The 13,701-nt window shown below is 42.1% G+C and carries 13 protein-coding genes; 4 read left to right on the forward strand and 9 right to left on the reverse strand.

Annotation, left to right across the window (positions count from 1 at the left end; genetic code table 11):
- Window positions 1–98: 98 nt before the first annotated feature.
- The 4 genes from accA to dnaE form a co-directional block, all read right to left on the reverse strand.
- Window positions 99–1,076, reverse strand: a complete 978-nt coding sequence (accA, locus tag MHI46_RS13605) for an acetyl-CoA carboxylase carboxyl transferase subunit alpha (protein WP_039180569.1) — start codon at window positions 1,074–1,076, stop codon at window positions 99–101.
- Window positions 1,061–1,936, reverse strand: coding sequence for an acetyl-CoA carboxylase, carboxyltransferase subunit beta (gene accD, locus MHI46_RS13610; RefSeq protein WP_034279640.1), 876 nt, complete (start codon window positions 1,934–1,936; stop codon window positions 1,061–1,063). Before accD ends, accA begins: the two co-directional genes overlap by 16 nt.
- 304 nt (window positions 1,937–2,240) lie before the next feature.
- Window positions 2,241–3,473, reverse strand: a complete 1,233-nt coding sequence (locus MHI46_RS13615) for a malic enzyme-like NAD(P)-binding protein (RefSeq protein ID WP_025092260.1) — start codon at window positions 3,471–3,473, stop codon at window positions 2,241–2,243.
- 141 nt (window positions 3,474–3,614) lie between these two features.
- Window positions 3,615–6,950, reverse strand: coding sequence for a DNA polymerase III subunit alpha (gene dnaE, locus MHI46_RS13620; RefSeq protein ID WP_342502897.1), 3,336 nt, complete (start codon window positions 6,948–6,950; stop codon window positions 3,615–3,617).
- Between the two features lie 137 nt (window positions 6,951–7,087).
- Here dnaE and MHI46_RS13625 point away from each other — a divergent pair, with 137 nt between their 5' ends.
- From MHI46_RS13625 to MHI46_RS13635, 3 genes are all read left to right on the forward strand, one after another.
- Window positions 7,088–7,429 carry a YtrH family sporulation protein gene (locus MHI46_RS13625; protein WP_024424798.1) on the forward strand — a complete coding sequence of 114 codons (342 nt, stop codon included), beginning with the start codon at window positions 7,088–7,090 and terminating at the stop codon, window positions 7,427–7,429.
- Window positions 7,426–7,929: a sporulation membrane protein YtrI gene (gene ytrI, locus MHI46_RS13630; RefSeq protein WP_003216226.1), complete on the forward strand. Its 504-nt coding sequence runs from the start codon at window positions 7,426–7,428 to the stop codon at window positions 7,927–7,929. Before MHI46_RS13625 ends, ytrI begins: the two co-directional genes overlap by 4 nt.
- A 108-nt stretch (window positions 7,930–8,037) precedes the next feature.
- Entirely contained in the window at window positions 8,038–8,223 is a 186-nt protein-coding gene (locus MHI46_RS13635) for a hypothetical protein (protein WP_003216400.1), read from the forward strand.
- A 52-nt stretch (window positions 8,224–8,275) separates the two neighbouring features.
- On the opposite strand, the gene MHI46_RS13640 is transcribed toward MHI46_RS13635, so the two are convergent.
- Window positions 8,276–9,217, reverse strand: coding sequence for a bifunctional oligoribonuclease/PAP phosphatase NrnA (locus tag MHI46_RS13640; RefSeq protein WP_024424800.1), 942 nt, complete (start codon window positions 9,215–9,217; stop codon window positions 8,276–8,278).
- A gap of 147 nt (window positions 9,218–9,364) precedes the next feature.
- Here MHI46_RS13640 and MHI46_RS13645 point away from each other — a divergent pair, with 147 nt between their 5' ends.
- A complete protein-coding gene (locus tag MHI46_RS13645) occupies window positions 9,365–9,667 on the forward strand; it encodes a YtpI family protein (protein ID WP_003216665.1) in 303 nt (100 codons plus the stop codon).
- A 37-nt stretch (window positions 9,668–9,704) separates the two neighbouring features.
- Here MHI46_RS13645 and MHI46_RS13650 read toward each other — a convergent pair whose 3' ends face one another.
- From MHI46_RS13650 to MHI46_RS13665, 4 genes are all read right to left on the reverse strand, one after another.
- A complete protein-coding gene (locus MHI46_RS13650; protein ID WP_039180580.1) occupies window positions 9,705–11,027 on the reverse strand; it encodes a CBS domain-containing protein in 1,323 nt (440 codons plus the stop codon).
- Between the two features lie 147 nt (window positions 11,028–11,174).
- Window positions 11,175–11,858, reverse strand: coding sequence for a metal-dependent hydrolase (locus MHI46_RS13655; protein ID WP_039180583.1), 684 nt, complete (start codon window positions 11,856–11,858; stop codon window positions 11,175–11,177).
- A 65-nt stretch (window positions 11,859–11,923) separates the two neighbouring features.
- On the reverse strand, window positions 11,924–12,679 hold the full coding sequence (locus MHI46_RS13660) for an SDR family oxidoreductase (protein ID WP_064497832.1): 756 nt from the start codon (window positions 12,677–12,679) through the stop codon (window positions 11,924–11,926).
- A gap of 99 nt (window positions 12,680–12,778) precedes the next feature.
- On the reverse strand, window positions 12,779–13,681 hold the full coding sequence (locus MHI46_RS13665; protein ID WP_024424804.1) for an aminoglycoside phosphotransferase family protein: 903 nt from the start codon (window positions 13,679–13,681) through the stop codon (window positions 12,779–12,781).
- Window positions 13,682–13,701: the final 20 nt, after the last annotated feature.

A 13,701-nucleotide genomic window follows, 5' to 3' on the forward strand; every position in this document is an offset into this window, starting at 1 on the left:
ACAAAAGAAAATTATTTTCAAATAGCGCTTACATGAGGTCGGTTTTCATGAAAAAAGATGAAAAAAATAAACGCCAGCCAAAAAGGCTGTACGTTTATTTAGTTTACCCCAATATATTGATTTTCAATCGATACTTTCCCGATTGCTTTGTATTTTTCATATCTTTGTTCGACTAGTTCTTCAGGTGTTAGTTTGAGCAAAGATGTAAGTGATTGTTTTAATACATTTTCCATGTAGGCTGCTTGTTGTTTCACGTCTCGATGTGCTCCACCTTGCACTTCTTTAATAACATCATCTATAATATCTAATTCTTTTAGGTCTGGAGCGGTAATTTTCATTGATTCTGCAGCTTTTTTCGCAAGTGATGAGTCCTTCCAGAGCAGTGCTGCTGCACCTTCAGGTGAAATCACTGAATACGTTGAGTTTTCTAGCATGAATAGGTGGTTTCCTACGCCTAGGCCTAGTGCGCCGCCGCTTCCGCCTTCTCCAATGACAATACAGACAACCGGTACACGAAGTCCTGCCATTTCGAATAGGTTTTTCGCAATTGCTTCACTTTGTCCGCGCTCTTCAGCTGCTTTACCAGGATAAGCTCCTTTTGTATCAATAAAGCAAATGATCGGGCGATTAAATTTATCTGCTTGTTTCATCAAACGCAGCGCTTTACGGTAGCCTTCTGGATGAGGCATTCCGAAATTACGGCGCAAGTTTTCTTTTGTATCTTTACCGCGCTGATGACCAATAACAGTGACAGGAAGCCCTTTAAACGTGGCAATTCCTCCAACGATCGCTTCATCATCACCATAAAAACGGTCACCGTGACATTCGAAAAAGTTGTCAAACAGCTCTTGAATGTAATCGAGAGTTGTTGGGCGCATCGCATGCCGAGCAATCTGCACTCTGTCCCACGGCTTTAAATTTGTATAAATGTCTGCTTCAAGCTTGCTCAGACGCGTTTCAAGGCGCTCAATTTCTGCACTTAAATCCATTTCTGAGTTTTGTGTGAACTTTTTCAGTTCATCAATTTTCGCTCGAAGTTCAATGACAGGTTTTTCAAATTCTAGTTCTCCAGCCACTCTCGTTCACCTCCTGTGCTGTGTAGCGCTAAGATTCGGCCTAGTGTTTCTTTCATTTCTGCACGATGGATGACAGCATCAAGCTGTCCATGCTTCATTAAAAATTCAGCCGTTTGGAAGTCCTCTGGCAGGTCTTCACGAATCGTTTGTTCAATGATTCTTCGGCCTGCAAAACCAATTAAAGCACCCGGTTCTGCAAAGTTGTAATCACCGAGAGACGCAAAACTAGCTGATACACCGCCAGTTGTTGGGTTCGTCATCACAGAGATAATCAGCCCTTGATCTTCGCTGAACAGTTTTAATGCTGAACTTGTTTTTGCCATCTGCATCAGACTGAGAATTCCCTCTTGCATTCTCGCTCCACCAGATGCAGTAAAGATAATAAACGGCACCTTGTCCGCTTTTGCTTTCTCGATCGCCAGTGTGATCTTTTCACCAACAACCGATCCCATGCTGCCCATACGGAACGTGGCATCCATGACAGCAATGACAGCACTTTGGCCTTCAATCTCACCTTTACCTGTGACAATGGCTTCATTCAAAGATGTTTTTTCTCTGTCTTTCTCAAGCTTTTCTTCGTAGCCTGGGAAACCGAGCGGGTTTGCTGAAATGAGGTGCCCGTTAAATTCTTCAAATGTGCCTTCATCTACAAGGCTTTCGATACGCTGTTTTGCATTCATTTGCAAATGTCTGCCGCAATTCATGCAAACACGTAAATTTTTATCTAGTTCTTTGGTGAGCATTATTTTTTTACATTGCGGACATTTGGTCATGATGCCTTCAGGCACATCTTGGCTTGCCTGTTCAGAGGGTACAGATGCATATTTTTTCTTTTTACTGAAAATATTCTTGATTGACAAATGACTACCTCCCTTTTTGAAGGGTTTTTTCTTTACACGCACATCCACTATTATAGGACATGTCATAACTGTACCGAAACTATTGTACTTTTTTTGTCAAACGCTGTCATCCTTCATTCAATTTTTTCAGTGGGGAATTGATGAGAAATGAGTAGGTGTTTGGGGCGCTGAGCAGTTGATATGTTTGAATTGTGAACGTCTACAAAAAAATCTCATTCCGGATGAAAAATTTTTCGCGTAAGAGAGGAAATGTTGCACGTTTTTCCTCCAATTTCAGAAAAAACGTGCACACTTTTCCAGTTGATTATTCGCCGATAATCGTTAATTTTCTTGTTTTTTCAGCGACCGCTTCTGGGTCGACTTTGATTCTTGCAACGCCAGTTTCCATTGCTGCTTTTGCCACAGCTTTTGCTACCGCTGGTGCCACGCGTGCATCAAATGGTGCAGGGATGACATATTCAGCTGACAATTCCTCATCTGAAACAAGAGACGCTATCGCTTCAACAGCTGCGATTTTCATTTCTTCGTTAATGTGAGTTGCACGTACATCTAATGCTCCGCGGAAAATTCCTGGGAATGCCAGTACGTTGTTCACTTGGTTCGGGAAGTCAGAACGGCCAGTTCCTACAACACTTGCACCTGCTGCATGTGCATCTTCTGGCATAATCTCTGGATTTGGATTAGCCATAGCAAAGATGACAGGATCTTTTGCCATTTTTCCAACCATTTCTTTTGTTAAAGCGCCTGCTACAGAAACCCCGATAAAGACGTCTGCGCCTTCAATGACTTCTTCTAATGAACCTTCTTTGCGGTCTTGGTTCGTGAATTTAGCTACTTCGTTTTTCACTGCATTCATACCATTCGGGCGGCCTTCGTAAATGGCACCTTTCGTATCACACATAATGATATCACGTACACCGAAATGATAAAGAAGTTTGATAATCGCAATTCCTGCTGCCCCGGCGCCGTTTGCCACTACTTTGATTGAAGACATAGATTTTCCAGAAAGCTTCAGTGCATTCACAAGTCCTGCTACTGTCACAATGGCTGTTCCGTGTTGATCATCGTGGAAAACTGGAATGTTTGTCTCTTTTTTCAAGCGCTCTTCAATGATAAAGCAGTTAGGAGCTGCAATATCTTCAAGGTTCACACCGCCAAAAGTCGGCTCAAGAAGCTTCACTGTTTCAACGATTTTGTCTACATCGTTCGTTGCAAGCGCGATTGGGAAGGCATCTACGCCTGCAAAGCTTTTGAATAATACGGCTTTCCCTTCCATTACTGGAAGAGATGCTTCTGCACCAATATTTCCAAGCCCTAAAACAGCGCTTCCGTCTGTGACAACAGCGACCATATTGCCTTTCATTGTATAATCATACACTTTGCTTGTGTCGTCATAAATATCTTTACATGGTTCTGCAACACCAGGTGAATAAGCCAAGCTCAAGTCTTTCGCATTTTTCACTTGTACTTTTGATTTTGATTCGAGTTTGCCTTGATTCTCTTTGTGCATATGTAATGCTTCTTCTCTTAATGACATGTGATGAACACTCCTTCAAGTGGAAAATGATTTAATGATTTGCTAAATTGATAAGCACATACTGGCAGTTTTAAATACACAGAATCTTTAAAATGATAACACAATAGGTGAATTTGTAAAACATATTCAGGCGATTTGTCATCATTTAATCACAACGTTTTGTTCACCGAGCAGCTCTTTTAACTGGAAAATCACAGCATGATCTGCATGAACTTTGTATGCATCTGGAAGTCTCATCGTCTTTTTTTGCTTCTCATAATACAAATAGACATCTGCTTCTCCTCTGTGCATCGAGAGGACTCGTTTTACTTGCTCTAGCAGCTCCTGCGTATGATTCTTTTCTTTCACCCGAATGTAGACAGACTCTTTTCTTTTTACGTCCATCTCTTCCAGCAAAGCAGCTTCTTGCACGATGATTTGACTGCTGTCATTTCTGATCTCTACTCTGCCTTCCACATAAAGCATGGTGCCCTCCTCAAGTAAGGGGGACAGCTTTCTAAATTGCTCTGGAAAGATGACGCCTTCCATTTCTCCCGTTTCATCCCCAAATGTAACAAATGCCATCGATTGTCCATTTTTTGTCCGAATCGATTTCACTTTTGTCAAAAGACCACCCATTGAAATCTTCCGCTTAATATAGGAAGAAAGTCTGATTATTTCCACTGCACCATTCTCTCTTAAGCGGTCTCGGTATGCTTGTACTGGGTGATTTGATAAATATAACCCGAGTGCCTCTTTTTCAAATTGCAGGAGATCAACAAGCGGCATTTCTTCTATCTCCGCATATTTTGGCTTAATGGAGAAGGTTGTATCCCCAAGAAAGTCCAGCTGATCCTCAGGATTTAAAAATGACACGTGGTCTAACGCAATATCTATCGATGCTAATAACGAAGCACGATTGGGATAAAACTCATCCATCGCCCCTGAAAAAATGAGCGCTTCAATCGTTTTTCGGTTGACACTCTTTGGTGATACTCTTGCGCAAAAATCGAATAAATCTTCAAACGGCTTTTCCTGTCTTGCCCTGTATATATCCTTTACAGCTGACACTCCGACATTTTTAATCGCTCTTAAGCTGTAGCGGATCTCCCCTTTTTCAACCGTAAATGGAAACTCACTCTTATTAATAGAAGGCTTCAACACAGATATCCCTTTTTCCTTCGCCTCATAGAAATATTGAGCAATTTTGTCTTCATTTCCAATTACACTCGTTAAAAGACCGCACATAAAATATAACGGATAATGCGCTTTTAAATAAGCAAGCTGAAAGCCAATCATGCTATATGCAACAGCATGGCTTCTATTAAAACCATAGTTTGCAAATTTGACGATTAAGTCATAAACGTCATTTGCAATGTTAACAGGATACTCCTTTTTTAGGCATCCTTCAACAAAATGGCTTCGCTCTTCATCAAGGACCTTTTTATCCTTCTTCGAAACAGCTCTTCTTAATAGATCAGCCTCGCCCAGCTGAAAACCAGCCATCTTCGCTGCAATCAGCATGATTTGCTCCTGATAGACGATGACCCCATATGTATCCTTTAATATGTCATACAAATCAGGATGAGGGTAGGAGACCTTGACTCTGCCATGCTTTCGGTCGATAAAAAGCGGGATATTTTCCATTGGACCTGGACGATAGAGGGCATTGACCGCTACGATATCTTCTAAACTAGACGGCTTCAGGCGTCTCAGCACCTGACGCATTCCCTGTGATTCAAGCTGGAATATTCCAGTTGTATCGCCCGCAGATAACAATTCAAACGTTTTCTGATCCTCATATGAAATGTCACTAAAGTTAATGTGGACGTTTTCCTGTCTTTCAATCTGGTTTTTAATGGATTCAATTAATGTTAAGTTTCTGAGCCCTAAGAAGTCCATCTTTAAAAGTCCGAGATCTTCTAAATAATTCATGGCATACTGCGTTAAATACACACCTTCATGGCCGTCTTGAATCGGAACGACCTCTGTCAGCGGCTCTTCGCTCAGCACAACGCCAGCTGCATGTGTCGAGGTGTGTCTCGGTAAGCCTTCTACCTTTAAAGCAGTTTGGAAGACCTTTCGAAGCTCTTCAGATTGCTGAAGCATCGTTTTTAATTCAGGAGATGCAGTCACCGCTTCTTTCAGCGTCGTTCCTGGCTTTGATGGAATCAGCTTGGCAAGACGGTCCGCTGCCTTTGAATCGATTCCCATCACACGTCCAACATCCCTTAAAGCAGCCTTTGCTGCAAGTGTTCCAAACGTGACAATTTGCGCCACATGCATGTCTCCGTATTTGTCTTTTACATAAGAAATGATTTCGTCTCTTCTCGTGTCGGGGAAATCAATATCAATATCTGGCATACTGATTCGCTCTGGATTTAAGAAGCGCTCAAATAAAAGACCGTGACGGATCGGGTCGACATCCGTAATAAACAGAACATATGCAACAAGTGAACCCGCTGCTGATCCCCGTCCAGGGCCTGTGACAATCCCTCTGTCATGCGCATACTTCATAAAATCCCACACAATGAGAAAATAATCACTGAAATTCATTTTTTGGATAATGCTCAGTTCATATTCAAGTCTTTTGACATACGTGTCATTTGAAGCAATCTTTCTTTGCTTCATCCCTTCTGCGCACACTCTGCGTAAAAACTGATCTGCTGTTGATTGATCAGGAGTTGGATAGGATGGAAGTTTTGTCTGCCCAAGATTTAAATCGACCTCGCAGCGGTCTGCAATCTCCACCGTTCTTGTCAGCAGCTCTCGATCATCTCTATACCATTCCAACATTTCTTCAAAGGATCTGAAATGCTTTTCTCCTCGGTCTTCCTCTATCTCTGAAAGCTGCTCTCCTGCTTTAATAGCCTTTAAACACGTATAAGCCATTTTATCCTCTCGATTGATGTAGTGAACATCCCCCGTCGCAACAAGAGGTATGTCCACAATTTGTGAGACGTCCCGCAGTTTGCTGGTGAGCGATTCGTCCTGCTGAAATGGCTGAAGTGCGATGTACACGTGGCCCTCGCCGAATATATGCTTTAATTGTTTTGCGGCTTCACGCGCTTCTTCTATCTGATCATGCTGCAAAAGCGTTTCAATATACCCAGATGCACCTGGTGTGATCGCAATGAGCCCGCGATGATAGCTTTTTAGCCATTTTTCTTTCAGTCCGGCTTTTGATTTTGATTTCAGCACACTGCTGATTTTGATCAGGTTTTGATAGCCTTCGTTGTTTTTTGCAAGGAGTACCAAGGGATAAGCCTCTGTCTCTTGTTCATCTATGAAGACAGAAGCTGTTAAACCGATAACCGGCTTGATGCCATGTTTTTTACATTCCTTATAAAATTCAACCGTTCCATACATCACATGGTCATCGGTAAGAGCGAGCGCCTTGCAGCCAAGTTCTTTTGCTTTCAGTACAAGCTCCTTTACTTTAGCTGCACTGCTTAACAAGCTGTATCCACTGTGGACCTGAAGATGAACATAAGACATGCTAAATCCACTCCTTTCGTCTAAAGTCATTCTTTCATTATAAAACGCGATGCGATGAGAAACAAATGTTCTTTCTTTTCTGTCCGTTCATACTTGTCCAGCACACACCATATATTGAATAGAGTGAGGTGGACAAAATGGATGTGAAGGAAGCTTTTATTCCGAATTTTATCAGCTGTTATTTTATCGCCCTTGGGGTCATTTTGGGTGGTGCTATCATAGGCGGTGTTGGTGCGTATTTATCTGGTCAGCCGCCTTTATCCATTATTACTAGTCTTGCCAACCGTTTAAAGATTTGGGCGCTTGTCGCCGCTATCGGCGGAACATTTGATGCTGTTTATAGCTTTGAACGAGGCATTTTCGAAGGAAACACGCGTGATATTTTCAAGCAGATTTTATTAATTATCTCTGCCATGGGCGGCGCACAAACGGGGTATCTCATTATTACGTGGCTTACACAGGAGCATGTGTCATCATGAGGGTGCCGGAGCTGTATAAACGCCCAGGCTGGCAGCGTTTTTTTGCAGGAATGATGTTTGGTGCGATTGTAAGCTGGCTCATTTTTCTCTTTACATACGGAACCTTTCAGGAAAAGCAAGTGACACTGCTGAGAAGCCAGCAGCATCATATGGACAGTTTGAAGGAACAAATCACACTCTATCGGGAAGATTTGCATAAGTTAAATGAGGATAATAAGAAGCGGCTGCTGATCCAAAGCGTAGATGTTCATCTCGTGAATCGTGAGCAATATAAAATCCCAGAGCCAGATACGCTAAAGTTTGAAGATCAGGTTAAGGAGGATATCTCAGAAGTCATTACAAAGGATATTGAAAGTGTCTATAAAACAAAGGAATTACTAAAACGGACAGTGGAAAATAAAGAATATACGATTCGGGAAAAGGCATACCGAGCGAAAGTGACAGAGCTGACAATTTATACGAAGCTTTCACTTGAAGTACGTATTTCATTTGCTGAATAAGGAGGTTGTGGAATTTTTATGAATTTCTGCCCTCAATGATCGCTTTTCACGCTTCATTTTTATACACTAAAAGTAGAACGAGATCTTAAATAGAAAGAGGTGAGGACAATGGAGGTTTACAGCTATCGTCAAATGGCACGAGACAAAGCAAGCCGGATCAAAGACGGCATGTGTGCTTATGCTGAGACAGAAATGATGGCTCATTTAATTAAAAAAGAATTAAAGCATCAAAATCTCCAAGCCTATGAAGATTCAACAGACATCGGCTGCTGGTTTATCCCTGTATGCAAGTAACCCTTTTCTCCATGACAAAAAAAGAGAGAAGGGACTTCATATCCCTCCTCTCTTATGATGATGATTTACATACTTCTTCTAAATCTCGCAAAATCTCATCTGCTACGGCCCAATCATAAATGGACGCACCGGCTGCAAGCGGGTGGCCGCCGCCATGATATTTTTTCGCAATGGTGTTAATGACGACACCTTTAGAGCGGAATCTGACACGAATCTGATCGTTTTCTTCCACAAAAAAGACCCATGCCTTAATGCCTGCAATATTTCCTAGTGTCCCAACAAGCTGTGAGGCCTGCTGCGCTGTTGTTTGGAACGATTCCAAAATTTCACGCTTAATGAACACAGATGCAACCCCGTTCTCTGACAAAGAAATATGTTGAAAAATATAACCATTTAATTTCACGACATTCAAATCTGTCTCATACAATTGATTGAAAAGATCTGAAGATGAAAACGGATATTCGATGAGTTCCCCTGCATATTTGAGTGTCTTTTTCGTTGTGTTTGGGAAAAGGAAGCGGCCAGTGTCTCCTACAATGCCGGCATAGATCAATTCAGCCGCCTTTGTATTCAGCTGATATCCTTCTTCTTTCCCCTCTAAGTACAATTCATAAATCATCTCGCTCACAGAGCTTGCCTCTGTATCCACCCAAAGCAAATCACCATAAGGATCTTCATTCGGGTGATGGTCGATTTTCATCAGCTTATCGCCCATTAAATAGCGCTGATCATCAATTCTTGCTTGATTGGCCGTATCACAGACAATGACAAGGGCCCCTTTATACACGTCGTCTGGTACCTCATCGAGTTCATATAAAAATGAAAGGGATGGCTCAGGGGTTCCTGTTGCATAAATATTTTTTTCTGGATAGGTGGCACGCAAGATTTCCGTAAGGCCGCACTGCGATCCATACGCATCAGGATCTGGTCTTACATGTCTATGAATGATGATGGTGTCATATAATGATATGGTTCTAATCAGTTCTTTTTTCATAAAAACTCCTTCTCATGCGATACTCTTTTTATTATTAAATCATAATCTATCGTGACGGAAAAGTGAGGAATAGACAATTTATTCTAGTAAGCAAGCCTATTTACGTTTAAAATAGGGTTGTAACCACTTACAATGGAGGCTTGGCACATGCTTGTTTTGATTGTGTTTATTATTTGTTCTGCCATGTTTTATTTATACTACAAAGCGAAAAATGTCCGTACGAACCGGCCAGTTGAGAAAAAATTCTGGTCGGCGAAATCCAGTATGGCCCTTGGCTGCTTTGTCCTGCTTTTCGGTGTGAATCAATTATTTTTAAACCGCTCGTCACTCGCATTTGTCATCGGATTTATTTTTGTTGCTGTCGGTATCGGCAGTACGTGGGCTGGGTATAAAGCCTACAAGCATTACCTTCCGCTCTTTTTAAAGGAAGGCGAAAAAGATCACGCGTAATAAGGAAAGGGGCGACATGGGTTCGCCCTTTTTATCATTATCCCCTCTCCATCAGCTGCACCATCAGCATCGCTTTACCTACGATATTCGATTGGTGATAAACCTCGACTTCCAGCTTTCCAAACTTGCGCCCTACTTCTAAAATATTCGGCTTGATCTGGATTGTGGATTCCATTTGAACTGGTTTTAAGAAGTAGACAGAAAGACTCTCGACGATCAGCTCGCCCTTTTTATGAGATTTTAAGAAGCGATTGGCTGATTCAATTAAAATTTGTGTGAACACCCCATATGAAATGTTTCCAAGCTGGTTCGTCATTTGCGGGGTGACCTCATATTGATAAACCGCATCTGCTTTTGGTTTTTCTGTATCAGTTTCTTTAAACCCTCTTGAGACAACATCATCCAGCTTTTCTCCGACCTGCGGCTGCTTTTGAATCATTTGGAGCGCCTTGAGCACATCCTGACGGCTGATCATCCCGATCAGCTTCGCATGATCATCCACAACTGGCAGCACCTCAATGCCTTCCCACACCATCATTTGGGCAGCTGAGGCGACAGATGTTTTGCCAATGACCGTCAGCGGATTTTTCGTCATCACCTTTTCAATCGGTGTGGAGCGGTCATGCCCCGCAATATCCTTTGAGGTGAGGATGCCGTGAATCTTCATTTGATCATCTGCGACCGGGAAACGGCCGTGGCCAGTTTCATAATTCTTTTCATACCATTTTTCAAGCTTATCCTCTGGTGATAAATACACAGTGCGTTCAATCGGCGTTAAAATATCTTCTACAAGCACAATCTCTTTTTTAATTAATTGGTCATAAATGGCTCTGTTAATGAGAGCCGCTACGGTAAATGTATCGTAGCTTGTTGATAAAATTGGCAGCTCTAGCTCATCTGCGAGCTGAATAATTTCATCATCTGTTGAGAATCCGCCAGTGACCAGCACAGCCGCCCCTGCCTCTAATGCCTGCTTATGGGCATTGATCCGGTTTCCGACGATCAGCAGGTTGCCAGCTGCCGTATAGCGCATCATCGCATCCAGCTCCATCGCTCCGATGACAAATTTATTTAACGTTTTATGTAAGCCTGCTCGTCCTCCAAGCACCTGTCCATCAATGACATTAACCACTTCTGCATATGTCAGTTTTTCAATATTTTCTTTTTTCTTCTGTTCAATTCGAATGGTGCCGACTCGTTCAATGGTACTGACGAATCCTTTATTTTCAGCATCTTTGATGGCCCGATAAGCGGTGCCTTCACTCACTTTCATTTCTTTCGCTATGCGCCGGACAGAAATTTTCTCCCCGACATCTAATGAATCAATATACGATAAAATTTGCTCATGCTTTGTCGCCAATCCCGTTCACCCTTTTTGTTTTCAGCGTTTTCATCTATGTTTCATTATAAGGGCAGGAGGCTTTTAATAGCAATTTGTCTTTTCTTTCAGCAGATAAAGGCAAACAAAAAAGCCGGCATTTGTGTGCCAGCTTTTTTCATATGGGGATTAAATCTCGATTGATTCCCCGCTGTTTAACACATGACCGACGCCTCCATGCAGGCTGTCTGCAAATGCATGCGGATCCTGTTCAATTGGCGGGAATGTGCTGTAGTGAATCGGAACGACCTGTTTTGCCCGCAGCCATTCTGCTGCGATTCTTGCATCCTCCGGCCCCATCGTGAAGTTATCACCAATTGGAAGGAATGCGAGCTCAATATGATTCAGCTCACCAATCAGTTTCATATCTGAAAAGAGTGCAGTGTCTCCAGCATGATAAATTGTTTTGCCCTCTGCGGTAAATAAAATACCTGATGGCATCCCTGTATACGTAATTGTCTGTGCCTCTTCATCAATGACAGCAGAACCATGGAACGCTTGCGTGAGCTTCACTTTACCAAATTCAAACTCACGGCTGCCTCCAATAGAAAGCGGGTGCGTTTTCACCCCTTGCCAGCTTAAATACGTGGCAAGTTCGAAAGGCGCGACAACAAGTGCATCATTGTTTTTAGCGATTTCAATGGTGTCACCGATGTGATCTCCATGTCCATGTGTCAGTAAAATGACATCTGCTTTCACATCTTGCGGATTGATATCTGTGTGCTTATTTCCATTTAAAAATGGGTCAATCCAAATATGATATCCGTTTGTTTCAATGTGTACAACTGAATGTCCATGATATGTAGCTTTCATGTAGTATATCCACCTTTCAATTTTGATCTCATATCATTTATTCCCTCTATAAAAAGCTGAAAAACTTAATGCCTGTGAATGACGTTAAGACCACCTGTTGCTTCAATGACGGTGCCTGTAATGAGGTCTGAACGGTCATCACATAGAAATGAGATGATACGTCCTATATCCTCTCCAGTACCAGACCTGCCTATTGGCGTTTCTTCGTCTTTGATTTGGCGGGCTTCCTCTATTGTCGATTCTTTCATGTCTCCAACGATTTTGCCTGGACAAACCATATTGGCGGTGATGCCGTTTTCGGCTTCTTCAATCGCAATGGTTTTCGTCAATGACGCAAGGCCCACTTTTGCCGCTCCAAAGGCTGATCTGTGCATCCAGCCTGGCGCATGGTCTGCACCTTGGAAGCCATAAGTGATAATGCGGCCAAAGCTTTGTTTTCTCATCATTGGGATGACCATTCGGAATAAATGGAATACTGCTGATAAGTTGCCTTCCATCATTTGATACCATTCATCTTCAGAGTAATCCGCCAGTTTTTTTCGTTCAAAAATATAAGGACCAGCATTGTTAATCAAGGCATCAATCCGCCCAAATCGCTCTATTGCCAGCTCTACCATGTTTTTTAGATCTTCTTTTTTTGTCACATCTCCTTGGACAAATTGAAGCTTTTCTTCGTATTCCTGCAATTCTTCTTTCATCTGCCGGACAGCTTCATCATCACTTCGATAATTCACTGTCACAGAATACCCCATATTCAGTAAAGACTCGGTGACTTTCCGGCCAAGTCCTTTAGAACCCGCTGTTATTAATGCGTGTCGCACACAATCTCCTCCTAAAGCAAAGGTTGCAAGTTCACGTGTTTCTTATCTTATCTTTTACTTTACTATAAACCGGCAGCTGGCGCACTTATGAACCCTTTATCAATAGGAGTAAAACAGTATAGGGTGATTCATCCACTTTTTCAGATCCCATGAGCCATGGATATCGAGAAGCAGCGAAACAAAACGATAGCATTCTCTCACCTCATGAAGCTCGCGAGGAAGCGGACAAATCTCTTCATACCCCAATTGGACATCGCGGGCAGCTTCTTTCGTCAGAAGGTATTCCAATGCAATAAAATCAAACGCAGCTGGTCCATATACGACATATTCTGTATCAACTAAACTCGTTACTTGATCATCTTTTTCAATATATTGAGACGGATCTAAATCAATTAAAATAAGACTGGCTGAATCAGGAGGCTTCAGCTTTTCAATCTTTTGCAGCACAATTTCTGCATAACAGTGAAATTCAGTCTGATCAGCATAATAACGCTCTATGAGTTTGGGTACAGCCTTTTTTAACACCGCATGAAATTCTCTCAAATGTTTCTTTTCAGCTCCGTATACTGCCCCAAAAAAGTCAGTTCGATATGAATGAAGATGTGCTAGTTTCCTCCCATAATCCTTATAAAAGTTTGATGAACGTCCATCGAAAGATGTGAAAGGTGTTCCTTCTACTTTCTCCATTACATAAAAATGTCTCCCTGCCTGCTTCACTTTACGAACAACTTCTGGAATCTGAAATGAATTCGTATGAGACAGTTTTTGATTAATTTGATCGATATACTTTTGTGTAGTATGAGCATCTACTCCATAGATCATATTGATCCCAGTCACAAATTCACTTTCTTCTCTTACAGTTTTAGGAGATTTGATCACATATTCCGTTTTATCTTGTAAGGAGATCAGCCACACATCATTGGCCCGTCCGTCATATTGTTCTCCTAACGTTTTCACTGATACGATCGGTTGATGAAACAAAGCCTCAAGCGTTTTCTTCATGATCTGCTGTCACTCCCTCT

The organism is Bacillus sp. FSL K6-1000, from assembly GCF_038630785.1.
GTDB classification, from domain to species: Bacteria; Bacillota; Bacilli; order Bacillales; family Bacillaceae; genus Bacillus; species Bacillus safensis.

Excerpts from the sequence above, each read along its gene's own strand:
- MHI46_RS13615 (WP_025092260.1), bottom strand. The coding sequence starts at position 3,473 with ATGTCATTAAGAGAAGAAGCATTACATATGCACAAAGAGAATCAAGGC.
- dnaE (WP_342502897.1), bottom strand. The coding sequence starts at position 6,950 with ATGTCTTATGTTCATCTTCAGGTCCACAGTGGATACAGCTTGTTAAGC.
- MHI46_RS13625 (WP_024424798.1), top strand. The coding sequence starts at position 7,088 with ATGGATGTGAAGGAAGCTTTTATTCCGAATTTTATCAGCTGTTATTTT.
- ytrI (WP_003216226.1), top strand. The coding sequence starts at position 7,426 with ATGAGGGTGCCGGAGCTGTATAAACGCCCAGGCTGGCAGCGTTTTTTT.
- MHI46_RS13635 (WP_003216400.1), top strand. The coding sequence starts at position 8,038 with ATGGAGGTTTACAGCTATCGTCAAATGGCACGAGACAAAGCAAGCCGG.
- MHI46_RS13640 (WP_024424800.1), bottom strand. The coding sequence starts at position 9,217 with ATGAAAAAAGAACTGATTAGAACCATATCATTATATGACACCATCATC.
- MHI46_RS13645 (WP_003216665.1), top strand. The coding sequence starts at position 9,365 with ATGCTTGTTTTGATTGTGTTTATTATTTGTTCTGCCATGTTTTATTTA.
- MHI46_RS13655 (WP_039180583.1), bottom strand. The coding sequence starts at position 11,858 with ATGAAAGCTACATATCATGGACATTCAGTTGTACACATTGAAACAAAC.
- MHI46_RS13665 (WP_024424804.1), bottom strand. The coding sequence starts at position 13,681 with ATGAAGAAAACGCTTGAGGCTTTGTTTCATCAACCGATCGTATCAGTG.